This window comes from Marinobacter koreensis (assembly GCF_023156285.1).
Lineage (GTDB): Bacteria > Pseudomonadota > Gammaproteobacteria > Pseudomonadales > Oleiphilaceae > Marinobacter > Marinobacter koreensis.
Map to the genome: position 1 here is coordinate 740,124 of NZ_JAKZAJ010000001.1, position 22,403 is coordinate 762,526.

Sequence of the window (22,403 nt, forward strand, 5' to 3'; positions counted from 1 at the left end):
GGCGGATGCGTATAGGTTGATGGCATGATTTCTGTATTAATAGCTGTTCAGGGTCGGTAGGCGGCAAGGGTTTGCCGTGGCCGTCAGGTCAGGAGGAACTCAAGTTGAGATCACTCCGGCCGATAAACGCGAAACAGCGCCGGCGTTCCGGTGGCAGAAAGGTATTGGAGGCACAATAGTGCGAATCTGGGCAGTAGCGAATCAAAAAGGCGGGGTTGGTAAAACGACATCCGTCGTCACCCTGGGAGGGCTGCTGGCAGAGCGGGGCCACAGGGTGTTGGTGATGGACCTGGATCCCCATGGGTCTCTCACCAGCTGGTTTGGCTACGATCCGGACACGCTCAAGCACAGCGTATTCGACCTTTTTCAACACCAGGGCAAGGTCCCTGAAGGCCTGCCGGCACAGCTGGTTACCGAGACATCGTGCCCGGGGTTGTCCCTGTTGCCTGCCAGCACCGCCCTTGCAACCCTTGAGCGGCGAATGGTGGGCGTCGAGGGCATGGGGCTGATTATCTCCCGGGCCCTTGCCCAGCTCTGGGATGACTTCGATTATGTGCTGCTCGATAATACCCCGTCGCTCGGTGTGCTTATGGTGAATGCCCTGGCCGCGGCCCAGCACCTGATCATTCCGGTACAAACCGAATTCCTGGCGATCAAGGGGTTGGAGCGCATGCTGCACACGTTGCAGATGATCATGCGGTCCCAGAAGAACGAGCTTCCCTATACCATCGTACCTACGCTCTATGATCGCCGGACGCAGGCTTCCGTCAAGAGTCTTAACCTGTTGCGTAAAACCTATCCGGACACACTCTGGCGATTCGCGATCCCGGTGGATACCAAATTCCGTGATGCCAGTCAGGGTGGTATTGTGCCGTCGGCGCTGGATGCCGAAACCCACGGCGTCCGGGCCTACACCCACCTTCTGGACGATCTCCTCGCCCGGGCCGGCGCGGTGAAGGAGCGTCAGCATGGCTGACGAAAAATTGACAAGGCTGGCGGATCCGGAAGCAGCCATCGCCAGTTATCTCGATGAGCTGCTTCACACGGCAACGGATGCGGCGTCGAAGGAGGAGGTTGAGCTCCCGGCAGCCGCAACCACCGAGCCAGAGATCCAGACCAGGACCGACGTCAGGACCAAAGCGGAAAGTGTCAGCAAGGCACCTCCGCGAGAGCGCGCCCGCCGCGTCGCGCACGATGTCAAAAGACCGACACCGGCCCGGGCTCCAGTCCGGGAAACCGTGGTTCCCGAGGCGCCGTCGATTCCCAAGACCAATACAGAAGCGGAATTGAAAGCCCAGCCCGGTCCGGAATCCGGGCCTCCGGCACGTCCCGATTGGTCGGAATCCCCGTTTGAATGCCTTATCTTTACCGTTGCCGGGCTTCAGCTTGCCGTGCCACTCGTCCTGTTGGGGGCGATCCACCGGATCGAAGAGGAGATTCGCCCCATTCCCGGTAGTCCTCGGTGGTACATGGGCATCCGGGCGGACGCCGACCAGAATCTGAGAGTGGTTGATACGGCAGAATGGATTATGGCCGGTCGTGTACCTGCCGGCGCCCGGGAAAACTACCGTTTCGTGATCCGTCTGGACGATAGTGACTGGGGACTGGCGTGCGATGATGTGGCCCAGTCTTTCACGCTCAAGCCGGATGAGGTGCGCTGGCGGACGGCCAGGAGCAAGCGCCCCTGGCTGGCGGGTACGGTGATCGATCAGATGTGCGCGCTTATTGATGTCCGGACCATGGCAAACCTGCTGGTCCGGGCCGAAAGGGAGCATCATCTGGATCTTAGTTGAGTGTACACAACGGTTACGGATTGAAACCGTGCCAGGGTGGCACGGTTTGTGCCCTTAACGATAGTATTGGGCACTGATGATGGATTTTTGACGATCAGGTTGCCCGTCGGGCAGCCAACGAGGAGAAAGAGCGTTATGGCATCCCCGAGCGGACAACAGAATCAGGTCCAGGATGATCAGGTACTGCAGTACGTAACCTTCAAGCTGGATGACGAAACCTATGGCATCAACGTCATGCAGATTCAGGAAGTGTTGCGCTACACCGAGATTGCCCCGGTGCCGGGTGCCCCGGATTATGTTCTGGGCATCATCAACCTTCGGGGTAACGTGGTTACGGTGATCGACACCCGTCGCCGTTTCGGTCTGGCTGACGCCGAAGTGACCGATGCTACGCGGATCGTGGTGATGGAGTCTTCGAACCAGGTGATGGGCATCCTTGTGGATTCCGTGGCCGAGGTGGTGTACCTGAAAGCCAGTGAAATCGAGACGGCACCCAACGTGGGGAACGAGGAAAGCGCCAAGTTCATCCAGGGTGTCTGCAACAAGAACGGTGAACTCATCATTCTGGTTGAGTTCGACAAGATGCTGTCAGAGGACGAGTGGGCTGAAATCGCCACTCTGTAAGGCCCGGTAGCCATACAGACGAACGACGGATGTCCCTCTCCTCGACAAAACGGGAGACGTCCGTCATGTTCGACCAAATTTCTGCCTACCTTCCCTGGACCTTCGCGGCTGCGGCGTTCGTGTTGCTGTTTGTCCAGGGTATCCTTCATCGTCGTCAGGTTGAGCGGTTGCAGCGGTCCGTCAAGGAGCGTTGCGATATCCTTGGCAAGGAATTGCACGCCACCGCCAGTGGCAGTATGGGCATGGGCCAGCGCGTGGTTACCTGCGAACGCCAGCTCCATGAACTGCGCACCGTTATCGACGAGATGCGCCAGAACGATCCCCTCCGGATTTCCTACGATGAAGCATCGCGCCTGGTTGATCTTGGCGCCGATATCGACGATCTTATGAACACATGCGGTATATCCCGTCCCGAGGCCGAACTCGTGTCTGCTCTTAGGAAACGACAGGTGGCCTGACTCTTCGACGTAATGGACGTTTGTGGATGAAGAAGATCTCCCCGAGGGCCCAGGCGGCCCTCCTTGCTGTTTCCCGTCATGAATTCGTCGCCGGTTCCGATCTCACTCCTTCCATTACCGGCCACTCCATTCCCCGAGAAGAAATCGTTCAACACCTGCTGTCGCTGATGCCGGAAATCGAGCCGGACCAGACGGTCATGCACGTGGGCGGCGGCTCCGGCTACCTGGCCGCGGTGTTGTCCGAATTGGCGCATCGGGTCATCTACGTGGAGCGTAATCCGGTGGTGGCGGAGGCAGCCCGGGCCCGTTTTTTCCGGCTCGGCATGCACAACGTGGACGTGATTGCCTCTGACATCGCCGACTTGCCCGCTCTTGATGACAACTGTGATCTCATCCTCTGTACGACATTCGTACCCAAGCCGGAGATTATGGCGCCTTTTCTCCGGGAGGGGGGCTCGCTGCTGTGTCTGGAGGGGCGGGCCGGGCCGGTGCCCAGCCTGGCCATGTTTGAAAAGCGGGGTGAGGCACTGAACCGGGTCAGGACGCTGGGCTGGGTGGACTTCAACCGCAATGCGGAACAGATCCTGATCGATCTCGGGGTCATCGACGAGAAAATGCTCGCCGAGGCCCGGACCGAGGCCGCAAAAAGCAACACCCGGGTGCTCGACCTGGTTCGTCGAAAGCTCAATCTCGACGAGATTGACCTGTATCGTAAGCTGGCACAGCAACGTGGCATGACGTTCGTCGATGCCGAGGAACTGATGCCCCAATTGCAGCCGGCGCTGTTCCGACGTTTTTCGCGGACGTTCCTGGACTTGTCACGAATGGTTCCGGTCAGCGAGAGCGGCGGGCAGATCACTGTCATCACCGACGATCCCGATGTCCGGACCGATCAGCTTGAACGACTGACACCCCAGTCTTCGATCCAATGCCTGTTGGTCACGCCCACGGATTTCCGGCGCATCTGGTCGTCCCTGGATCTGACCGCCAAGGGGCGTCAGTTCGTGGCCGATCATTCCCAGCCAACCGGAGAACAGCCGGAGCCAGCGCAGTCCCGCTCCGAGCCTCTGGGAGACGCTTCCGGCCATCACCATGTCAGCCCGTACCTGGTCTCCGTTTATGAGGCCATCCTGCTGGATGCCGTGAGCGAGAAGGCCAGTGATATCCATATCGAACAATACGACGAGCGGGTCCGGGTTCGCCTTCGGGTAGACGGCGAATTACACGACCTCCCGCAATACCAGCTAACGCCCCGCGAACTGCGCGGCGTTATCAATGTGATCAAGCTTCGGGCCGAGCTGAATATTGCAGAACACCGATTGCCCCAGGGTGGTCGTTCCCAGCTCAAGATGGGCGACAATCGCTTTGACCTGCGGGTACAGACCCAACCATCCCTTCACGGAGAGCATGCGGTTATCCGGTTGCTTCCCCAGACCGGCCGGGCAATGACGATCTCGGAGCTGGGCATGTCCAGAGTGATTGGCGCCCGTTACCAGCGTTTGCTGGACAACCCGGCGGGACTGGTGTTGGTGGTGGGGCCAACGGGGTCGGGCAAATCCACGACCCTGTATGCCGGTCTCCAGACCCTGGCGGATGATGGCCGTAGAAAGGTGATCACCGTCGAGGACCCGATCGAATATTCGATCGACAACATTCAGCAGACCCGGGTTCGGGCCGACATCGGTTTCAGCTTTGCCGATGCCATGCGGGCCTTTGTCCGTGAGGATCCGGACGTCATCCTGGTGGGCGAGATCCGGGACCAGGAAACGGCCCTGGAGGCGATAAGGGCTTCCCAGACCGGGCACGTTGTGTTGTCCACGCTGCACTCCAACGATGCAGTGGATTCCTTGCAGCGACTCTATGATCTGGGGATTCACCCCAACTCCATCGCAGGCGAACTGCTGGCGGTTATTGCGCAGCGCTTGGCCAAACGCATCTGCACGCATTGCCGGCGGCCGGCAGAGCCGGAGCCGATGATCCTGTCGGAGCTGTTTCCGGACGGGGCGCCGGCGAATTTCCAGTGTTTCGAGGGCGAAGGCTGTGACAAGTGCAACGGTCGCGGAACGGTCGGTCGTGTGGCGATCGTCGAGTACCTTGAGGTAAATGCCGATATCCGGAACGCCATCTCCAGCCAGCCCCCCATAGGCGAGTTGCGCTGGCGCGCCCTGGACGCCGGCCTGATTACCATGCGTGACAGTGCCCTGGACCAGGTGATCGAGGGAATTATCCCCCTGTCAGAATTACCGCGTATCCTGCCCCGGGAGCGAATGGCTCCGGAAATCCGGGGCGGCCGCAGGAGTCAACCATGACAGACTCAAATCCTACTCTTGGACCCAAGGCGGCCCAGCGGGAGCCCGCCGAAGTAGTCTATGCCGATGAGCTGAAAAGGCTGGCGGAGACGGACTCGGGGCCGGTGCCTCCCGGCTGGTTGCTCTCTCCCCGTGCGGTTGAAACTTTCGTGCTCGGGGATCCGGAACAGGGCATTGAACGGAAGTTCGTGGCCGACCGGGCCATGGTGATCCGGATTATCATCTCGCTATGTACCACACGTGGCTGTTTGCTGGTCGGGGAACCGGGAACCGCAAAATCCTGGCTCTCTGAACTCCTGGCAGCAGCGATCTCCGGTTCGTCCACGCTGACCCTGCAGGGTGGCGCCATCAGCCAGGTAGGGCAACTGCTATACAGCTGGAACGAAGCCATACTCAAACAGAAAGGGCCATGCCGTGAGGCTCTGGTGCCCAGCCCGCTGCTTCGGGGCATGATGGAAGGCCGGCTCGTTCGGTTCGAGGAAGTCGCTCGTTGCCCCCAGGCACTGCAGGATGCGCTGCTGTCGGTGCTGTCCGACCGGGTGGTGATCATTCCTGAACTCGAGGGTGAGGAGGGCGTCGTCCTGTCCCGGGAAGGGTTTAACGTGGTCGCCACGTCCAACAGCATTGACGAGGGCGTCCACGCCATGAGCGCCGCGCTCAAGCGCCGGATGGATTTTGAGGAGATTCGTCCGATTCCACATCTGGCCGACGAACTGGATGTGGTTCTGAGTGAAGTCCGGAAAGCGAATGCAGCGGCCGGTGTGGCTGCCGAGCCGGATGACGCGGCACTCGAAGTTCTGGTCACCATGTTCCACGAACTCCGTAACGGCCAGACCCTGGACGGCCGGAGTACAGACCGCCTGGCCGGAGCCGCCCTGTCGACAGCCGAAGCGGTCGCGGTAGCTCACGCGGCCAGTCTGAATGCCTGGTATTACGGTGGCGGCGCGCTGACGGTGGAGCATCTGATGCATCACGTGATCGGGTCAGCCCTGAAGGATCAGCCCGAGGATCGCCGTCGTCTCAGGCATTATTTCGAAACCACGGTTTCCGGACGTCGCGGCACACACTGGGAACAGGTGTGGGCGATGCGATCACTGATCCGCTGAGGGGGATGGCTTGTCCTGGCCGGCATCGTCCGGTGTCCGGCCCTGGATATGGAAGGCAAAGGCCAGAATCTCGGCGATGACGCGGTACAGCGTCTCCGGTATTTCGTCGTTCAGCGACAGTCTCGCAAGTATGGCTGCCAGTTCCGGGTTTTCGTACAGAGGCACATTGTGCTCCCGGGCGATCCGGATAATTTCGTCGGCCAGCTCGTAAGTGCCGGTTGCGGTAACGGTTGGCGCTCGTTCGCCGTCGTACTTGAGGGCGACGGCGGCGCGGGATCCTTCGGGGTTTCGTTGATCGTCCGTCTGATTCATGCGCGGGTGTCCACCAGTCTGTGTTCGAGACGTGTCTCGGTCTGCCGGGGTTTTCCAAGGCGGGACTCCAGCTCCGTAACCTCCAGCCCGAGATCACTCAGGCTTTTTCTCAGCGTCGGAAGTTGTTCGTTCACCTGCCTGAGCGTGGATTGTCGCTCAGCCCAAACCTTCGCGCCGACGGATGTCTGGCTGATGGCCACGTCGAAATGCAGGGGGCCTGCCTCGTCCAGGTCGATCACCAGGTTCAGTCGCCATTCACTGACCGTCCGTTTCCGGGCCGAGTCGGCTTCGCTGCCTTCTCGATCGTTCTGTTCGATTCTCAGTTGAGCCACCCTTGGCTCCTGTTGAGCATTGAGCCAGGGCAATTCCAGCAACATGGTCGATGTCGGCGCGCCGGTTTCGCCGCCCGCTCTGGTGGTCAAAACCTGGCTGTGTAACTGGTTGACGGTAATTCGATTGAGCATGCCAGCCAACATCTTGAGTGTCTGGCCGACCGAGGCTGCTTCACCTGACTGCCCGGCGGCGGGCGCAGGCGCCGGCTGGGCCGTAGGAAACTGGAGGGGGGCCTGCAGGAGTTCCGGGCTTTGCAGCGGTACAATCCGGTTGAATTCACTGATTGGCTGGCTGCGCTGGGCGAGAAGGGCCGACACCACCTTCATCAGGGCAAGTTTCAGGTCTGCAGCCGGGGTCTCCGATGCCCGTGCCAGTTGGCTTTCTGCAAAGAGGCCGCTGTCCGCCAGCCACTGGCGGATCGTCGCCGGCGCCTGTTCCGAGCGCCCCGATCCGGGCTTGAAGCTGGTTGGGTCGGGCATTCGCGCCAACACCTGTTCCAATGCCTGTCGGGCTGGTTCGGGAAGTGCCTGGGCTGTCACCATCGAGGGCAACTGTCCGGGGCCGGGATCCGGTCGGAGACCGCTGGTCAGTGCTTTTGCCAATGTGGCAAGGCCGGGACCCAGTGACTGCTGCCACGGCAGTCTTTGCGCTAGCGCACGGGCAATGGTTGCCTCGGGCGCTTCCGGCAATTTCCCCATCAGGCGCAGTTCGTTACCGGCACGCATGACCCGAAGCCAGTCACCGGGCTCCACTTTGACTTCCCGAAGCGCGGCCTCCACCAGCAGAGGTTTGTTGCGGACCTCCAGCAGCAACTCAGGCGGTGCGCCCTTCTTCTGTATCACTTCCGCGACCCGTGCCAGCACGGTGTCGTTATTTCGCAGTTGCAGCTGGTCCAGCAATTGGCGCGCCGCCGGAAGCGGGCTGGCGAAGGAAGAGCCCGATTGGGCGGAGGGCTGGCCCGAGGGCTGAATGGGCAGGTTGCCGGGAAGCTTCATAATGGCCAATTTTGATGCTGAGCAAGAGTATTCCGGAGGCGCTTTCGTTATAATACGCGCCGCCGGCACCGGTTGCCGTGAGTGATGTCTGCACCCGTCGTGTCAGTCATGAATGTATGTGATGCCACTAAACCGAGCATCGCCTGGATCTGAGGCCCTGATGTCCGAGCCGTTACTACAGGCTATCAATCTTGAGTGTGAACGGGATGAGCGGACGCTGTTCCGCAACCTTTCTTTCTCAATACTGCCCGGTACAGTGACGCGTGTCGAGGGTCCGAATGGCTCTGGTAAAACCACGCTCCTGAGGATTCTCGCCGGGCTGAACGATGCCTGGACCGGAGAGTTGCTCTGGTGCGGGGAGCCGCGGCGCCTGAGGCGCGAAAGCTTTCTAAGAAATATGCTGTACCTGGGGCACCGCCCCGGCATCAAGCCCTTGCTGACGCCCCTGGAAAATCTCCGGGCCCTGACAGCCGGCCGCTATCCCATGGACGACGAGGTGTTGCTCCGCGCCCTTTCCGGGACGGGCCTGGACGGCTTCGAGCACGTACCCAGCCGGAATCTGTCCGCGGGTCAGCAGCGCAGGGTCGCCCTGGCGCGGTTATTGATCGCAGATGAGCCTCTCTGGTTACTGGACGAAGTGTTCACTGCCATTGATGTCCAGGGCGTTGAGGCGATTGAGGCATTGCTGCAACAGCGTGCGGAAGAGGGAGGCGCGGTGGTGGTCACGACTCACCACGACCTGGATCTGCCGGCCATGCAACGGATTTCCCTGGGCGAAGGTGACTGGGATGACAGCTAAAGCGCCGGACATACGGCCGGTGACCGCCAGTGTCGGGGTGGCGCAGGCCATGAAAAGTGTTTTCCTGAGGGATGTGCGGGTCGCGTTCCGTCAGAGGCAGGATCTGCTCAACCCCCTGCTTTTCTGCGTCATGGTGGTGACCCTATTCCCCCTTGGGGTTAGTCCGGAAGTGTCATTTCTGCGCGAAGCCGGAGCCGGTATCCTGTGGGTAGCGGCTCTATTGTCTGTGTTGCTGTCTCTGGATCACCTGTTCCGCCACGATTTTGACGACGGAACGCTGGAACAGCTGGTACTCCAGCCCCAGCCGCTGTTCCTGCTGGTGCTGGCCAAGACGGTGGCGCACTGGATATTGACCGGGTTGCCACTGGTAGTGCTGACACCGGTTTTAGGGGTTATGGTGCAGTTGCCGGGGAACTCCATCGCAGTTCTGTGTCTAACGCTGCTGATCGGCACGCCGGTGCTGAGCCTGATCGGTTCGATCGGAGCGGCCCTGACGCTGGGATTGCGGTCGGCGGGAGTGTTATTGTCCCTGCTGATCATTCCGCTGTACATTCCCGTGCTGATTTTCGGAACGGGGACGGTGGCAGCCGCCTCAGAGGGCGCGCCAGTGGGTGCGTATCTGGCGTTGATGGGTGCATTTCTGGTGTTGGCGGTGACCCTGGCACCGTTCGCGTCAGCGGCGGCCCTGAAAATAAGTTTGTCCAACAGCTAATCAAAACGGTCGGATTTACGGGTAGCAATCGATGTGGCAATTTTTTCACAAGCTGGGATCACCTAAATGGTTCTACGGGATTTCAACCCGGTTGATGCCCTGGCTGCTCGTTATTGGTACAGCCCTTTTGATGGCGGGCATTGTCTGGGGCCTTGCGTTTGCGCCGAAGGACTATCTGCAGGGTGATAGCTACCGCATTATCTTCATTCACGTTCCGACCGCGTTTCTGGCGCAGTCGGCCTATATCATGATGGCGGTTGCCGCAGTTGTGACGCTGGTCTGGCGAATGAAACTGGCCGATGTTTTTGTCAAGGCTGTCGCTCCGGTGGGGTTGGTGATTACTTTTCTTTCCCTGTTTACCGGCGCAGTATGGGGCAAACCCACCTGGGGCACCTGGTGGATCTGGGATGCCCGCCTGACCTCCATGCTGATTCTCCTGTTCCTTTATGGCGGGGTCATTGCCCTGGATCGGGCGATTAACGATGAAAAATCCGCTGCCCGTGCGGTCGCGGTTCTGGTGCTGGTCGGCGTGGTAAACATCCCGATCATCAAATATTCGGTGGAATGGTGGAATACCCTGCATCAGCCTGCCACGTTCAAGCTCACCGAGAAGCCCTCAATGCCCGCCGAGATGTGGGTGCCGCTGTTGCTGGCGGTACTGGGGATGTATCTGATCTTTGGCTGGCTTGCGTGTATCCGGATGCAGACAGAAATTCTTGCGCGGGAGCAGAAGACCCGATGGGTCAAAGATCTGGTAATGGCGGGGAGGCACTGATCCATGGCTTTTGATTCTTTTTCCGCGTTTCTCACAATGGGTGGGCATGGTCCCTACGTCTGGAGCAGTTACGGGGCATTCTTTGTGCTGATGGCGGCGCTGATGATCTCGTCCCTGCGCCGGCGCCGGGCCATGCTGGACGCCTGTCGGCGGAATTTCATGTGCCAGGGCAAAGAGCCGGGTCGGGCAGACCGGCCGGCAGCCACGTTCACCCGAGTGGAAGTTTCCCAAGACTGACAGGCAGGTTCAGCATGCATCCGATCCGAAAAAAACGGCTTACCATCGTACTTTTCCTTCTGGCCGGAATTGGTGTCGCCGTGGGGCTGACGACCTATGCCCTGCGCCAGAACATCAATCTTTTCTATGATCCCAGCCAGATTGCCGCCGGTGAGGCGCCACACGATGTCCGGATCCGGGCCGGAGGTATGGTCGAGAAGGGCTCGGTGGTGCGTGATCCGGAGTCCCTGAAAGTCCGGTTCCGGGTGACCGATTTCCAGTCCTCCGTGCCAGTCGAGTACACAGGCATTCTTCCCGATCTGTTTGCCGAAGGGCAGGGGGTTGTGGCCATGGGCAAACTTGATGCTGGTGGCAGTTTTGTTGCCGACCAGGTGCTGGCCAAACACGACGAGAATTACATGCCACCGGAAGTGGCGGAGTCACTGAAGAAAACCGCTGATGGACAGCCTGTGGCCAATGGCGCTGCTCAGTCCGCATCGTATTGATTAACCACCCGAAGCATGAATAGGGGATCGTGATGTTTCCGGAACTCGGACAGATCGCACTGATACTGGCGCTGTTACTGGCAGTGCTCCTTTCCGTTGTGCCGCTGGTGGGCTCTCTGACAGGACGGGAGCAGCTTCAGGCCTTTGCACGCCCTCTGGCGTCGGGAATGTTCGTCTTCATCGCAATGGCGTTCGGGCTCCTGGTCCACGCGTTCCTGACCGATGATTTCTCGGTCGCCTATGTGGCCAATAACAGCAACAGCCTGCTGCCATGGTTTTACAAGTTCAGCGCAGTCTGGGGCGGTCACGAAGGGTCTCTCCTGTTGTGGATCCTGTTGTTGAGCGGGTGGACGATGGCAGTCGCGATTTTCAGTCGTCGGTTGCCGGCGGTCATGATCTCGCAGGTGCTGTCGGTCATGGGCATGATCTCTGTGGGTTTCCTGCTGTTTATCATCCTGACCTCCAATCCCTTCGATCGTTTGCTCCCCAACATTCCGGCAGACGGAGCCGACCTGAACCCCTTGCTTCAGGATATCGGCCTGATCATGCATCCGCCGATGCTTTATATGGGCTACGTCGGCTTCTCGGTGGCGTTTGCGTTTGCCATTGCAGCGCTGATCAACGGCCGTCTGGACGCGGCCTGGGCCCGCTGGTCGCGTCCCTGGACGACCGTGGCCTGGGCGTTTCTGTCGGTCGGGATTGCCTTGGGTAGCTGGTGGGCCTACTACGAGCTCGGTTGGGGTGGCTGGTGGTTCTGGGATCCGGTGGAGAACGCTTCGCTGCTGCCCTGGCTCGCAGGAACGGCGCTGATGCATTCGCTGGCGGTGACAGAAAAGCGGGGCGTGTTCAAATCATGGACCGTGCTGCTGGCCATTATTGCATTCTCCCTGAGCCTGCTGGGAACGTTCATGGTGCGCTCCGGCGTACTCACGTCGGTACACGCCTTCGCCTCCGATCCGGAGCGAGGCACGTTCCTGCTCATGCTCCTGGCGGTCACCGTTATTGCGAGCCTGACGCTTTATGCCTTCCGGGCACCGGTGGTTCATGTGCGTTCCCGCTATGGGTCACTGGGACGGGAAATCTTCCTGTTGCTGAACAACGTCCTGCTGGTGTCTGCGACCCTGCTGGTCGGCATTGGCACGCTTTACCCGCTGGTCCTCGACTATCTCGATATGGGCAAGCTCTCCATCGGTGAACCTTTCTTCAACACCACGTTCACACCGCTGGCGATCGCCACCGGTCTGCTGCTCGGCGCAGGCATCTTTTCCCGGTGGAAGAAGACCGATGGCGGTTGGCTCGGGCGCAAACTGCTCTGGCCGCTGGCCATCAGTGTGGTCGTGACGACGGCAGTGGTGATCGGATACGGCGGGTTCAAACCCTGGGCGTTTGCCGGGGTCTTTACGGCCGTTTGGGTTGCGGTTGCGACCCTCTGGGACCTGAATGACAAATCCCGTTCCCGCAAGGGCCGCCTCCATGGCCTGAAGCGCCAGTCCCGCAGCTACTGGGGGATGGTGCTGGGTCATCTTGGCCTGGCGATGACCATCGCCGGTGTGACCGTCGTCTCCAATTACGGTATTGAACGGGATGTCCGGATGAGCCCCGGGGATGTCGCCACTGTCGGCGATTACCAGTTTGCGTTTCGGGCGATGGGGCAGCGCCAGGGTCAGAACTATACCTCGCAATACGGCACCTTCGATGTCATGAAAGGCGGCGAGCGGATTGCCGTGCTGCATCCGGAAAAGCGCCAGTACAGCGTCGGAATGCGGGTTATGACCGAAGCGGATATCGATGCCGGATTGTCCCGGGATATCTTCGTCGCTATCGGCGAACATATCTCCGACGGTGCCTGGGCCATCCGTTTGCAATACAAGCCGCTGATCCGCTGGCTTTGGCTCGGTGCGGTCGTAATGGCCATCGGGGGATTTTTCGCGATCTCCGACCGGCGCTATCGCATCCGTGAGAATTCCGAGGAAACCGCTGGCGAAACCCGGGGAGCCAGACTGCCGGTCAAGGGTAGCGCGGAGGCGGTGTCGTGAAGCGTGTTTTGCTGTTTTTGCCCCTGATCGCTGCTGTCATTCTTGGCCTCGTTCTGTTTGCCGGTATTGGCAAGGATCCCACGACACTGGATTCTGCGCTGATCGGCAAGCCGGTCCCGACGTTCTCGCTGCCAGATTTGCAGAATCCGGATCGGGTCCATGATGAGTCGCTTTTCAAAGGGCAAGTCACGTTGTTGAATGTATGGGCGACTTGGTGTCCGTCCTGCAGACAGGAACATCCATTCCTGATCTGGCTGTCCAAAACCCAGGGCGTCCGCCTGGTCGGCCTGGACTACAAAGACACCCGTCCGGAAGCCTTGAAATGGTTTAAAGACCTGGGTAATCCCTACGAGGTCACGATCTTTGATGCCGAGGGAAAGCTTGGATTTGATCTCGGTGTCTATGGGGCGCCAGAGACCTTTGTCATCGACTCGGATGGTGTGGTTCGGTATCGCCATGTTGGTGTGGTCGACGAGAAAGTCTGGAAGGAAGAACTGAGTCCGCTCATCGAGAAATTGCGGAGCGGGACGTCATGATCAGGTTGTTGCTGACACTATTGATGTTTGTGTACGTAGGCTCTGCGCACGCCGAGGCTCAGGATCTCTATCAGTTCAAGGATCCCGGTCAGGAAACCCGCTATCAGGAGCTGATTTCGGAGCTACGATGCCCAAAATGCCAGAACCAGAATATTGCGGACTCTGATGCACCCATCGCTGCGGACATGCGGGATGAGGTGTATCGCATGATGAAGGACGGTGCTGGTAACGAAGAAATCGTAGATTCACTGGTAGCTCGTTTTGGGGAGTTCGTGCGATTCAAACCTGCGTTCAATGCGCGAACCTTTCTTCTCTGGGCCACTCCGGCCATCGCGGTTTTAATCGGATTGCTGGCCGTTGCCGTGGTGATCGTCCGCGCCCGACGGCGAGACCGTGAAGGGGCGCCGCTGTCCGACGAAGAACGCGCTCGTGCAGCGCGCATCCTGTCCGGGCAGGACGACCGTGATCGCGGCACCGATAGCTGAATGTTTCCAACCCATCTCGGACCATTGAATACCCCATGACTGATACTTTCTGGTTTGCCGCAGCGGCATTGATCATTCTTGCCCTGGCGTTTGTCCTCTACCCCGTGTTTTTCCATCGTTCCGAGGCCCGGGAAAAGGCCGACCTTCGCAAGCAGAATCTGATGGCCTACCGTTCCCGCATGCAGGAACTGGACGAGGAGTTCGGTGCCGGTCAGATCGACGAAGACAACTATCGGCAACTCCGTGAGGAGCTTGCCGGCACCATGCTGGATGATGTGCCCGAAACCGAGCAGGTCCGTCCGTCCCGGAGTGGTCGCAGGAGTGCCATGGCGGTTGGACTGATAGCGATCCTGCTGCTGCCGGCCTCGGCGTTTTTCCTGTACGAACGTTGGGGCGGCATGGACAAGGTCGAGCAGTATGTAACCATGCAGAAGATGGAGCAGGGCACCGGGGATCGTGCGGCCCGCATGTCGGAACTGGTGGGTCAGTTACGGGAGAAGCTTGAGGCCAGTCCGGATAACCCGGATGGCTGGGCGATGCTTGGTCGTAGCTACATGCGTCTGGAACGGTATGACGATGCCGCCTGGGCATACCGTCAACTGGCGTCGGTGGTGGATTCGGACGACCGGGCCCAGGCGGTTGCGCTGGGCCTGGCCGCCCAGGCGCTGTTCTTTGGCAGCGAAGGCAAAATGACGGACGAGGTTCGTCAGGTGATTTCACAGGCCCGAAGCCTGAATCCGGACGAAGTGAATTCCCTCGGACTGCTGGGCATTCACGCCTTCAGCCAGAAGAATTACCGGAAAGCCATTGAGTTCTGGGAGCGTATCGAGAAGGTCGCCCCCGATCATCCGCAGATCGCGGCCATTCGAGGTGGGGTCGACGAGGCTTACCGTCGATTGGGTGAGACGCCACCGAAACGTGACATGGCGGCAGCGAGTGGCGCAGGCGTCACCGTGAGCCTGTCCCTGGATGATGCCTTCAAGGGACAGGTACCCGCCGACACCACGCTCTTTGTGTTTGCCCGCAAGGCCGGCAGTGAAGCCGGACCACCGCTGGCCGTCGTTCGTCTCACCGCCGGCGCTTTGCCGACGACCGTTCGCTTGGACGACACCGATTCCATGTCACCGAGAATGAAGATTTCCGATGCCGACCGGGTGATGGTGACGGCGCGGCTCAGCCGTTCAGGCTCCGTGGCGGCTCAGCCGGGAGACTGGCAGGGTCGCATTGGCGAACCGGTGCCGGTTGTCGCGGATGATCAGACTCCGGTTAAACTGGTGATCGACCATCAGCTTACCGACTGACCGTCTGGTCGTTCAGCCAGACGAAAGGTTGCCGGGATAAAGGGGGCGAAGGGTATCGCCCTTTTCCCGGCTGGCCTTCTGCTTTCTCAACTGCTCCAATGCCTTCGACAAAGCCCGCAAATCCGGCTCCGCGTTCTCTCTTTCCCCATCCGGCGCGAACAGGCGGGCCTGCAGCCGCTCAAGCTCGATCCGCAAGGTGGCATCACCGGTAAAACGAACCACATCTTCTGTGGTCTGAAAATCGCCGTCCGGAAAGCGGCGCTGCATCCACCGGGTCAGTAACCCCGGTACAGAGGCCGAGCCGTGTCGAACGGCTTCGATGAGTTGGTCAAACAGCCATTGCTCATCGGGATCCTCCTCGATGGTGTCACCGCCGGCATTACCGGCTCCGCGACGGCGGGACCAGAGCCATCCCAGTAGGGTGGCCAGCCAGGCCACGGCCAGGCCCAGGCTGATCCAGGGCCAATAACTCGGAGCTTCCGCGGTGGGATTGCCTTTCAACGCGTCTGGATCGGGGGTATCAGAAGGGCTTTGCCCGTCTGGCGAGCTTGAGGCTCCGCCGGGAGGGGCCGAGGTGGACGACTGCAAGCCCGTGACTGATCCGGCATCGGCAACGTCAAGGGTTGTGGCCGGGATCACCGCGACCTTCTGGGTGTCGGTATCCGTATCCCACCATGGAATCCGAATTTCCGGCAGTGTTTTCTTTCCGGCCTGGACAGGAACCAGCGCGGTGGTCTGACTCAGGGCCGAATTGAGCCCATCCGGTGTGGTGTCGGTTGAGCGTTGGGGTTGCTCCGGGTAGGCCCGGATACCGTCAGGAGCCTTGTCCGGTAGCGGTGGCAGGGTTTCCGCCGGCAGTCCCGAGGCTTTGAGTGTCAGTGTCCGGGTCAGGTTTTCACCGGTGTCGACCTTGCCGGTTGTCGGCAAACCGCTTTCCTCGAGTGACAGGTCGCTGGCGGGTAGCCAGGTGTCACCGGTGAAATCCGCCGGTATATCCTTGACTGTCACGGCAAAGAATTCCTGGCTGTCACGGAGGAACTTCAACTGGCCCTCGGGCGTTCGGGCCTGTCCCTCGAACCGTATCGGGGGCAATTTCAGTTCGCCGGGCTTTTGCGGGTAGAGGGCGTAGCGTCGCTCCACCACACGATAACGGATGCCGTCGCGGTACCGGGTGTACTCCGACTGTTTGCCCAGGGGTTCGATGATGGTATCCGGGTCCTCGGGTTCGGACAGCTCGCCCCGAATCAGGTTGCCGGTGAAAAACAGCTTGATGGTCAGGATCAGCTGCTCCTGGACATAAACCTGATCCTTGTCTGCAGACAACTCGATGAAACTGTCCCTGGCTGCTGAATTCTGCTGGTCCGGTGGAGAACCGGAAACCACTTCGATGGTGACGGGTTTGGACGTCGAATCCTTGAATGTGAGTGCGGGGATAGTGAGCTTGCCGGTTTTCGTGGGCGCCAGCTGGTAGGTCCAGGTGATCTCTCCCACCATGTCATTATTCACCGTTCGAATGCTGTACCGCTGGTTCTGGCCCAATATTTCGAAGTCCGGTTTGACCTTGTCGATATCCGGTGCGGGTAGCTCCGAAAGGTCGAAATTGAACAGATTGCTCAGATTAATATCCAGTTTCATCGTGCCCTTGACGGTGACCGTCAGCACCTCACCCTCATACAGCCGGGTCCGGTCCGGTTCCACCGTCAGGCCGTCGGCATAACTCGCCGGTATCAGCGCCAGCAAGAGGCACAATCCGGTCAGCGTGGCCAGAATCCGTTTTACCATGGTGTGTCGCCCTCATCGGATGGTGTCTGACGTTCTTCGTACTGCTGCAGGAATTTGCGGCGCAGCAATCCGCCAGGGTTGTCGGGTATCCGCCGAAGCCATTGCTCCTGCCCCTGACTGAGGGGTTGCTCCGAGATTGGCGCCGGAGCCTCGGCCGTCTGTTTTTCCTGTTGTTCCGGCTGCTTGTCGCTTGAATCCTTTTGTGCGCCGGACGCCTGCGCATTATTCTGCTGATCCTGTTTGTCGCCGGGCTTCTTTTGTTGACCGCTTTTGGTGTCTTTTGACGAGTCCTGATTGGTCTGGGACGAATCCTCGCCGGACCGCGACTGGCTCTGGTTATCGCTCTGGTCGGACTGCCCGTTCTGGCTGGAGGAGTCGGACGGATTGTTCCGTTTGTTGTTTTTGTCCTGCTGGTTTTGGCCTTTCTTTGAATCCTTGCCCTGCTGGTTCTGGCTTTTCTGTTGCTCGAGCAGTTTTTGGACGATGTCCCGATTGGTTCGGGCGTCTTTCATGTCCGGAGCCTTATCCAGCGCATCGTCGTAAGCCGCGAGGGCCTCTTTCAACTTGCCGGCCCGGGCCAGGGCGTTTCCCCGATTATAGTCGGCATCGGCGCCCTTCAGCGTTTTGAACAGATCTGCCGCCTGCTGGTACTGGCCTGCGCGGTACAGTGCAGATGCCTTCCACTCGGGGCTGTCAAGCTCGTGGGCCGCCTCCTGAGGATTCTGCTCGATCAGAGCCGGGCCCCGCTGATCTTCCCGCTGCCACAGGCTGTCCCAGCTGGCCGCCATTGCAGGGCGGGGAGAAAGCGGGAGAACAATCAGGAGTGCGAGCATGGCAAATCCGCCGCGGCGCCAGCCCAGCAACGCCAGTGGCACGAACAGCCACAAAAGCCAGTAGCCGTCATCCTGCCAGCGCTCGACTTTGAGGTCGCTGTTTTCCGACTGCCAGTCTGCGTCTGCTGATGGTGTCAGTTCCAGCGCCCGGATGTCGGTGTTGTCCAGGGTCAGGTGATGATTCAGCCCGCCATTCTGTCGGGCCAGCGACGACAATGCCTCCGGATTGGACCGGGCAATCACAATATTCCCGTTATCGCGGATAAACCCGCGTTTGGCGAGCGGAATGGGGCCGCCCTCGGGTGTGCCGACGGTCAGGGTACTCAATGTGAAGGAGGTCCCCTCAAGCGCTTTCTCGATGCGTTGTTGGTACCGGTCCGATACGTCGTCGGTAATCAGTAATATCCGGCCCGGACCGGGTGCTCCCTGATCCAGGAGTTTGCGGGCCTGGTCGATGGCCAGGTCCGCCCGGTTGCCCTGTGCCGGCATGATCACCGGATCAAGCACGTCCAGCATCGCCTCGATGGTTCGGGCGTCGTCGGTCAGGGGCGTTACCACGTGAGCGTCTGCCGCATAGACGACCAATGCGTTAAGTGCGCTCTTGCGGGCATCCAGGATGTCCCGAATCTTGCGTTTGGCGCGGGTTAACCGGTCGGGCTTCACGTCTGTGGCGAGCATCGACAGCGACAGGTCCAGCACGACAACCAGGCTGTCCCCGGGACGTTTCAGCGGTGTGGGTGCTTCCCGCCAAGCGGGACCGGCAAGGGCCAGGGCCAGGACAACGACTGCCGTTGTGATCGGCCAGAGGGGAGAACGGGAGGCGCCGGTCTTCTGGCCCCGGTGTCGGATCAGCGGTGCAAGCAAGGGCTGGGGGATCCAGCGATCCCAGCCGCTGTCGCCGCGGGCAGCCGAGCGAACAATCAATGCGATCACGGGCGCCAGCAATACCAGTGCCAGCCAGATGGGGCGGAGGAAGTGAAACTCAGCCACGGGTCAGCCCTCCGCTTCCCTCGTTGAACCGGTTGCGCCGGAGTCGGATCAGCCGCCCGAGCCACCAGAGAAGGGCCAGGATGGCGGCTGCCCCGGCGGGCCAGTAAAACAGGTCAGTGACCGGTCGGTAGTATTTGCCCTCAAGCTCGATCGGTTCGAGCTGGTCGATACTCTGATAGATCATGGACAACTCCGGCAAACTCCTGGCGCGGAAGTACTGACCACCAGTCTGTTTGGCCATGCGGGTCAGCAGCGCTTCGTCCAGATCCCGGGACGGATTGACTCGTCGGGAGCCCAGTAGACCGCGCTGGACCATGGATTCAGCGCCGATCCCGATGGTGTAAAGGCGGACACCGGCAGCCGCGGCAATTTCGGTGGCCTTGTCCGGACTGATTTCGCCGGCAGTATTGGCACCGTCGGTGAGCAGAACGACCACCCTCTGGTCCTGGGGGCGATCGCGGAGACGCTTGACCGCCAGACCGATGGCATCGCCGATTGCCGTGGCACGACCTGCCATGCCCAGGCCTGATTCCAGCATCAGCGTCCGGACCGTTTCGAGGTCAAACGTCAGCGGTGCCTGAATATAGGGCTCGGAACCGAAGAGGATAAGACCGAGGCGGTCGCCTTTACGGCGGGTGATGAAATCGTTGAGTACGTGCTTGACTGCCTGCAGGCGATTGATGCTCCGACCCTGGATCACCATGTCCTGCTCATCCATTGAGGGCGAAATGTCCACCACAAGCATCAGGTCGCGACCGGTTACCGGCAGCTGCATCTGGTCTCCCACGTACTGGGGACGTGCAAGCGCGATCACGACCAGTATCCAGAGCACCATCAGCAGGAGTTTTTGCCACAGCGGCGTGGTATTGCCCTGGCGACTGACTCCGGGTAATCCGGAGAGCCAGTGTCCCGTCGGTAATACCGGAGCATCCACTGGCTTTCGAGCCGGGCGCCGCCAGAGGATTAACAGGGGAAGCAGTACCAGCAGCAGTATCCAGGGATAGGCGAGATTCAGCATTTCTGTCCCTCCAGCCACCGTTTGGCGAAGCCAAGGGCGTGCCCCGGATCCGCTTCTGTGTGGGGATTCCAGCAGGCTTCTACCATGGCCTCGACCACTGGTCGGGAGGCAATCCGGTCTTCCGGGGCGGTGCTCAGGAGAAAATCAATCCAGACCTGACCGCTGAGAGAATCCGGCTGGGCGTCCGGATGACATTGCCGGGCACACTGTTTCAGAAGCGTATTCAGGTGATTGAACCAGGCCGATGTGGCTTCGGCGTCGCGTTCGAGTCGGATCAGCTCCTGACGGGCCAGGAAGCGCCAGCGTCTCCTTTGACGACGCCGTACCCAGAACACCGTCGCCAGCACGATCAGTCCGATCAGAACCAGCGCCAGTAGCCACCAGCCGGGTGCCGGCGGCCAGAACCCGCCGGTGGCTGGCAAGTGAATGTCCCTTAGCTGGCCGAGAGGATCCTGAGGATTCATCCGATCCGCCCCCTCGGCCCGAGCAGCGGCTTTAATGCCGTCGCCGGATCGTCACCGGTCATCAGTGTCGCAGACAGGACACCGGATTTCTGGAAGCAGGCGGAAAGGGCGGTTTCGTGGGCGTCGACCTTCTCCCGCCAGGCCGCCTGGAAGCGGGGGTTGCCGGCGTTGAACCACACCGGACCGTCGGGGCCGGCGATCGCGAATCGACCCTGTTCAGGCAGCGTTTGTTCCAGGGGATCAACGATGCGCAGCGCATTGACCTGATTGTGGCGTGCCAGAGCGACGAGCAGCGAGGGGGTCTCGTCCGTAATCTGGAGGAAGTCGCTGATGACAAAGATCCGGCTTCCCGTGTGGGCCACCCGGCGCGCTTCCTGGAGCGCCTGATCGAGAGCGCTCAGGGAGGCCGTCGTATCGTTGGCAGGCTGGATGTCTTCACCGGGCTTGTGTTGCTGCTCGGCAAGCGCATCGAGCAGTCTCAGGACCGACTTCTTGCGCCGGGCCGGGCGCAGCACGGCCATGTGCGGGCCGTTGAACACGATGCCTCCCACCTGGTCTCCGGCCCAGAGCGCCAGCCAGGCAAGGATCGATGCCACCTGGGCACAGCGAACCTGTTTATAGGCACCGGTGCTGGCAAAGAACAGGCTCGCGCTCAGGTCGCACAACAGCAGAACCGGACGCTCGCGTTCCTCCTCGTACAGCTTGGTGTGAGGGGACTGGCGCCTTGCCGTTACCCGCCAGTCGATGCTGCGGATGTCATCGCCGGGCTGATACTGCCGGACTTCGGCGAATGCCATGCCACGGCCCTTCTGGGGAGATCGCCGGAGACCGGACTGCCGGGCGCGGGACGGACGGGCCGAAGGCAGTTTCAGGGCTCTGGCATCGGCCTGAAGCCGGATCAGATCCGGCAAGTCGATATGTGTGGCGGCGTCGCGAGTGACCATGATGAGGTTGTCTGGTGCGAGTTCTGGTGATCAGGCCGCGACCGGAACCCGGTCGATCAGTCGCTGGATAACGGTGTCCGCGGTCATGCCTTCGGCTTCGGCTTCGAAGGTCAGCAGAATCCGGTGCCGAAGGACGTCGAACGCCATGGCCCGGACATCTTCCGGTGTCACGTAATCCCGTCCATCCAGCCAGGCGGCGGCGCGGGCGCAGCGATCCAGGGCAATGGTGCCCCGGGGACTGGCGCCGAAGGCCGTCCAGCGCGCCAGCTCCGGATCAAGGCTGGCGGCATCCCGGGTCGCCAGCACCAGCGCCAGTAAATACTGTTCGACCGATTCTGCCATGTAGAGTTCGGCGACCTCGGCCCGAGCCGCGAACACCTGCTCGGCGGTAATGCGTGTTTCGGTTTTTGGCACGCCCTGACGGTAGTCGTTCCTCGCCAGATGCAGGATGGCTTTCTCTGCCTCGGGTGAGGGGTAGTCGATCATGACGTGCATCAGGAAGCGGTCCAGCTGGGCTTCCGGAAGCGGGTAGGTACCTTCCTGTTCGATGGGGTTCTGGGTCGCCATCACCAGAAAAAGCTTGTCGAGGGGGAAGGTCTGCAGACCAACGCTGACCTGGCGTTCGCCCATCGCCTCAAGGAGCGCGGACTGTACCTTGGCGGGCGCACGGTTGATTTCGTCGGCGAGCACCAGGTTATGGAAGATCGGGCCTTTCTGGAATTCAAACTGTCCGGTTTCGGCCCGGTAGATCTCACTGCCGGTGACGTCCGACGGGAGGAGGTCTGGTGTGAACTGGATCCGGTGGAAATCTCCGTCGAGATGGTCCGCCAGAGCCTTGATGGCCGTGGTTTTAGCCAGGCCGGGGGCTCCCTCCACCAGAAGATGTCCGTCGGCCAGCAAGGCGATGAGCAATCGATCCACGAGCTTTTCCTGCCCGATTATCCGATTGGCTAACTGAGACCGCAGCTCACCGAACGTATGCTGTAGTGACATTGGATTCGACAACCCCCTTGTCCGATGTTCTTTCGACGAAATGTATTGTGCGTAAGTAGTTGCCGCAGTTTTGGCGTCTGACC

Annotated in this window: 23 protein-coding genes; 15 read left to right on the forward strand and 8 right to left on the reverse strand. The window is 60.4% G+C overall.

Annotated features, from left to right (window positions below; translation table 11 throughout):
- The first annotated feature begins 178 nt into the window (after positions 1-178).
- From MLD04_RS03505 to MLD04_RS03530, 6 genes are all read left to right on the forward strand, one after another.
- Positions 179-976 (forward strand): ParA family protein, encoded by a 798-nt coding sequence (locus tag MLD04_RS03505; protein WP_008938794.1) that lies wholly within the window; start codon positions 179-181, stop codon positions 974-976.
- Entirely contained in the window at positions 969-1,793 is an 825-nt protein-coding gene (locus tag MLD04_RS03510; RefSeq protein ID WP_248154809.1) for a chemotaxis protein CheW, read from the forward strand. The genes MLD04_RS03505 and MLD04_RS03510 overlap by 8 nt, the downstream gene beginning before the upstream one ends.
- Positions 1,794-1,928: 135 nt before the next feature.
- Entirely contained in the window at positions 1,929-2,417 is a 489-nt protein-coding gene (locus tag MLD04_RS03515; RefSeq protein WP_008938792.1) for a chemotaxis protein CheW, read from the forward strand.
- Between the two features lie 65 nt (positions 2,418-2,482).
- On the forward strand, positions 2,483-2,875 hold the full coding sequence (locus MLD04_RS03520) for a DUF2802 domain-containing protein (RefSeq protein WP_248154811.1): 393 nt from the start codon (positions 2,483-2,485) through the stop codon (positions 2,873-2,875).
- 26 nt (positions 2,876-2,901) lie between these two features.
- On the forward strand, positions 2,902-5,184 hold the full coding sequence (locus MLD04_RS03525) for an ATPase, T2SS/T4P/T4SS family (RefSeq protein ID WP_248154813.1): 2,283 nt from the start codon (positions 2,902-2,904) through the stop codon (positions 5,182-5,184).
- Positions 5,181-6,290 carry an ATP-binding protein gene (locus MLD04_RS03530; protein WP_248154815.1) on the forward strand — a complete coding sequence of 370 codons (1,110 nt, stop codon included), beginning with the start codon at positions 5,181-5,183 and terminating at the stop codon, positions 6,288-6,290. The genes MLD04_RS03525 and MLD04_RS03530 overlap by 4 nt, the downstream gene beginning before the upstream one ends.
- Here MLD04_RS03530 and MLD04_RS03535 read toward each other — a convergent pair.
- Positions 6,276-6,602 carry an EscU/YscU/HrcU family type III secretion system export apparatus switch protein gene (locus MLD04_RS03535; RefSeq protein WP_248154817.1) on the reverse strand — a complete coding sequence of 109 codons (327 nt, stop codon included), beginning with the start codon at positions 6,600-6,602 and terminating at the stop codon, positions 6,276-6,278. The two genes, MLD04_RS03530 and MLD04_RS03535, sit on opposite strands and share 15 nt — an antisense overlap.
- Positions 6,599-7,930 carry a flagellar hook-length control protein FliK gene (fliK, locus tag MLD04_RS03540; RefSeq protein ID WP_345799606.1) on the reverse strand — a complete coding sequence of 444 codons (1,332 nt, stop codon included), beginning with the start codon at positions 7,928-7,930 and terminating at the stop codon, positions 6,599-6,601. Before fliK ends, MLD04_RS03535 begins: the two co-directional genes overlap by 4 nt.
- A gap of 160 nt (positions 7,931-8,090) precedes the next feature.
- Here fliK and ccmA point away from each other — a divergent pair, with 160 nt between their 5' ends.
- Genes ccmA through ccmI form a run of 9 tightly spaced genes read left to right on the forward strand, consistent with a single transcriptional unit; the run spans position 8,091 to position 15,296 of the window.
- Positions 8,091-8,729: a cytochrome c biogenesis heme-transporting ATPase CcmA gene (gene ccmA, locus MLD04_RS03545; protein ID WP_248154821.1), complete on the forward strand. Its 639-nt coding sequence runs from the start codon at positions 8,091-8,093 to the stop codon at positions 8,727-8,729.
- A complete protein-coding gene (gene ccmB / locus MLD04_RS03550; protein WP_248154823.1) occupies positions 8,719-9,441 on the forward strand; it encodes a heme exporter protein CcmB in 723 nt (240 codons plus the stop codon). Before ccmA ends, ccmB begins: the two co-directional genes overlap by 11 nt.
- A gap of 31 nt (positions 9,442-9,472) precedes the next feature.
- Positions 9,473-10,216, forward strand: coding sequence for a heme ABC transporter permease (locus MLD04_RS03555; RefSeq protein ID WP_248154825.1), 744 nt, complete (start codon positions 9,473-9,475; stop codon positions 10,214-10,216).
- Positions 10,217-10,219: 3 nt separating this feature from the next.
- Positions 10,220-10,453, forward strand: a complete 234-nt coding sequence (gene ccmD, locus MLD04_RS03560; RefSeq protein ID WP_248154827.1) for a heme exporter protein CcmD — start codon at positions 10,220-10,222, stop codon at positions 10,451-10,453.
- A 14-nt stretch (positions 10,454-10,467) separates the two neighbouring features.
- Positions 10,468-10,938, forward strand: a complete 471-nt coding sequence (gene ccmE / locus MLD04_RS03565; protein ID WP_248154829.1) for a cytochrome c maturation protein CcmE — start codon at positions 10,468-10,470, stop codon at positions 10,936-10,938.
- 32 nt (positions 10,939-10,970) lie between these two features.
- Positions 10,971-12,974 carry a heme lyase CcmF/NrfE family subunit gene (locus MLD04_RS03570; protein WP_248154832.1) on the forward strand — a complete coding sequence of 668 codons (2,004 nt, stop codon included), beginning with the start codon at positions 10,971-10,973 and terminating at the stop codon, positions 12,972-12,974.
- Positions 12,971-13,510 carry a DsbE family thiol:disulfide interchange protein gene (locus MLD04_RS03575; protein WP_248154834.1) on the forward strand — a complete coding sequence of 180 codons (540 nt, stop codon included), beginning with the start codon at positions 12,971-12,973 and terminating at the stop codon, positions 13,508-13,510. Before MLD04_RS03570 ends, MLD04_RS03575 begins: the two co-directional genes overlap by 4 nt.
- Positions 13,507-13,995 carry a cytochrome c-type biogenesis protein gene (locus tag MLD04_RS03580; RefSeq protein WP_248154836.1) on the forward strand — a complete coding sequence of 163 codons (489 nt, stop codon included), beginning with the start codon at positions 13,507-13,509 and terminating at the stop codon, positions 13,993-13,995. Before MLD04_RS03575 ends, MLD04_RS03580 begins: the two co-directional genes overlap by 4 nt.
- Before the next feature lie 35 nt (positions 13,996-14,030).
- Positions 14,031-15,296 (forward strand): c-type cytochrome biogenesis protein CcmI, encoded by a 1,266-nt coding sequence (gene ccmI / locus MLD04_RS03585; RefSeq protein WP_248154838.1) that lies wholly within the window; start codon positions 14,031-14,033, stop codon positions 15,294-15,296.
- Between the two features lie 12 nt (positions 15,297-15,308).
- Here the strand turns inward: ccmI and MLD04_RS03590 are convergent, their stop codons facing one another.
- From MLD04_RS03590 to MLD04_RS03615, 6 genes are read right to left on the reverse strand one after another with little or no spacing between them, the layout of a single operon-like run.
- The gene (locus tag MLD04_RS03590) at positions 15,309-17,078 is read right to left on the reverse strand and encodes a BatD family protein (RefSeq protein ID WP_248154840.1); all 1,770 of its coding nucleotides are present in this window, start codon (positions 17,076-17,078) and stop codon (positions 15,309-15,311) included.
- Entirely contained in the window at positions 17,072-18,901 is a 1,830-nt protein-coding gene (locus MLD04_RS03595; RefSeq protein WP_248154842.1) for a VWA domain-containing protein, read from the reverse strand. The genes MLD04_RS03590 and MLD04_RS03595 overlap by 7 nt, the downstream gene beginning before the upstream one ends.
- The gene (locus tag MLD04_RS03600) at positions 18,894-19,919 is read right to left on the reverse strand and encodes a vWA domain-containing protein (RefSeq protein ID WP_248154844.1); all 1,026 of its coding nucleotides are present in this window, start codon (positions 19,917-19,919) and stop codon (positions 18,894-18,896) included. The genes MLD04_RS03595 and MLD04_RS03600 overlap by 8 nt, the downstream gene beginning before the upstream one ends.
- A complete protein-coding gene (locus MLD04_RS03605) occupies positions 19,913-20,383 on the reverse strand; it encodes a DUF4381 domain-containing protein (protein ID WP_248154846.1) in 471 nt (156 codons plus the stop codon). Before MLD04_RS03605 ends, MLD04_RS03600 begins: the two co-directional genes overlap by 7 nt.
- On the reverse strand, positions 20,380-21,327 hold the full coding sequence (locus MLD04_RS03610; protein ID WP_248154848.1) for a DUF58 domain-containing protein: 948 nt from the start codon (positions 21,325-21,327) through the stop codon (positions 20,380-20,382). Before MLD04_RS03610 ends, MLD04_RS03605 begins: the two co-directional genes overlap by 4 nt.
- A gap of 30 nt (positions 21,328-21,357) precedes the next feature.
- Entirely contained in the window at positions 21,358-22,320 is a 963-nt protein-coding gene (locus MLD04_RS03615; protein ID WP_008938772.1) for an AAA family ATPase, read from the reverse strand.
- Between the last annotated feature and the right edge of the window lie 83 nt (positions 22,321-22,403).

What these genes read in the sequence shown, in the direction of transcription:
- MLD04_RS03570 (WP_248154832.1), top strand. Translation starts at nt 10,971, where the DNA reads ATGTTTCCGGAACTCGGACAGATCGCACTGATACTGGCGCTGTTACTG.
- MLD04_RS03580 (WP_248154836.1), top strand. Translation starts at nt 13,507, where the DNA reads ATGATCAGGTTGTTGCTGACACTATTGATGTTTGTGTACGTAGGCTCT.
- MLD04_RS03605 (WP_248154846.1), bottom strand. Translation starts at nt 20,383, where the DNA reads ATGAATCCTCAGGATCCTCTCGGCCAGCTAAGGGACATTCACTTGCCA.
- MLD04_RS03520 (WP_248154811.1), top strand. Translation starts at nt 2,483, where the DNA reads ATGTTCGACCAAATTTCTGCCTACCTTCCCTGGACCTTCGCGGCTGCG.
- MLD04_RS03555 (WP_248154825.1), top strand. Translation starts at nt 9,473, where the DNA reads ATGTGGCAATTTTTTCACAAGCTGGGATCACCTAAATGGTTCTACGGG.
- MLD04_RS03615 (WP_008938772.1), bottom strand. Translation starts at nt 22,320, where the DNA reads ATGTCACTACAGCATACGTTCGGTGAGCTGCGGTCTCAGTTAGCCAAT.
- fliK (WP_345799606.1), bottom strand. Translation starts at nt 7,930, where the DNA reads ATGAAGCTTCCCGGCAACCTGCCCATTCAGCCCTCGGGCCAGCCCTCC.
- MLD04_RS03510 (WP_248154809.1), top strand. Translation starts at nt 969, where the DNA reads ATGGCTGACGAAAAATTGACAAGGCTGGCGGATCCGGAAGCAGCCATC.
- MLD04_RS03600 (WP_248154844.1), bottom strand. Translation starts at nt 19,919, where the DNA reads ATGCTGAATCTCGCCTATCCCTGGATACTGCTGCTGGTACTGCTTCCC.
- MLD04_RS03515 (WP_008938792.1), top strand. Translation starts at nt 1,929, where the DNA reads ATGGCATCCCCGAGCGGACAACAGAATCAGGTCCAGGATGATCAGGTA.
- MLD04_RS03590 (WP_248154840.1), bottom strand. Translation starts at nt 17,078, where the DNA reads ATGGTAAAACGGATTCTGGCCACGCTGACCGGATTGTGCCTCTTGCTG.
- ccmI (WP_248154838.1), top strand. Translation starts at nt 14,031, where the DNA reads ATGACTGATACTTTCTGGTTTGCCGCAGCGGCATTGATCATTCTTGCC.
- ccmD (WP_248154827.1), top strand. Translation starts at nt 10,220, where the DNA reads ATGGCTTTTGATTCTTTTTCCGCGTTTCTCACAATGGGTGGGCATGGT.
- ccmB (WP_248154823.1), top strand. Translation starts at nt 8,719, where the DNA reads ATGACAGCTAAAGCGCCGGACATACGGCCGGTGACCGCCAGTGTCGGG.
- MLD04_RS03530 (WP_248154815.1), top strand. Translation starts at nt 5,181, where the DNA reads ATGACAGACTCAAATCCTACTCTTGGACCCAAGGCGGCCCAGCGGGAG.
- ccmE (WP_248154829.1), top strand. Translation starts at nt 10,468, where the DNA reads ATGCATCCGATCCGAAAAAAACGGCTTACCATCGTACTTTTCCTTCTG.
- ccmA (WP_248154821.1), top strand. Translation starts at nt 8,091, where the DNA reads ATGTCCGAGCCGTTACTACAGGCTATCAATCTTGAGTGTGAACGGGAT.
- MLD04_RS03525 (WP_248154813.1), top strand. Translation starts at nt 2,902, where the DNA reads ATGAAGAAGATCTCCCCGAGGGCCCAGGCGGCCCTCCTTGCTGTTTCC.
- MLD04_RS03610 (WP_248154848.1), bottom strand. Translation starts at nt 21,327, where the DNA reads ATGGTCACTCGCGACGCCGCCACACATATCGACTTGCCGGATCTGATC.
- MLD04_RS03535 (WP_248154817.1), bottom strand. Translation starts at nt 6,602, where the DNA reads ATGAATCAGACGGACGATCAACGAAACCCCGAAGGATCCCGCGCCGCC.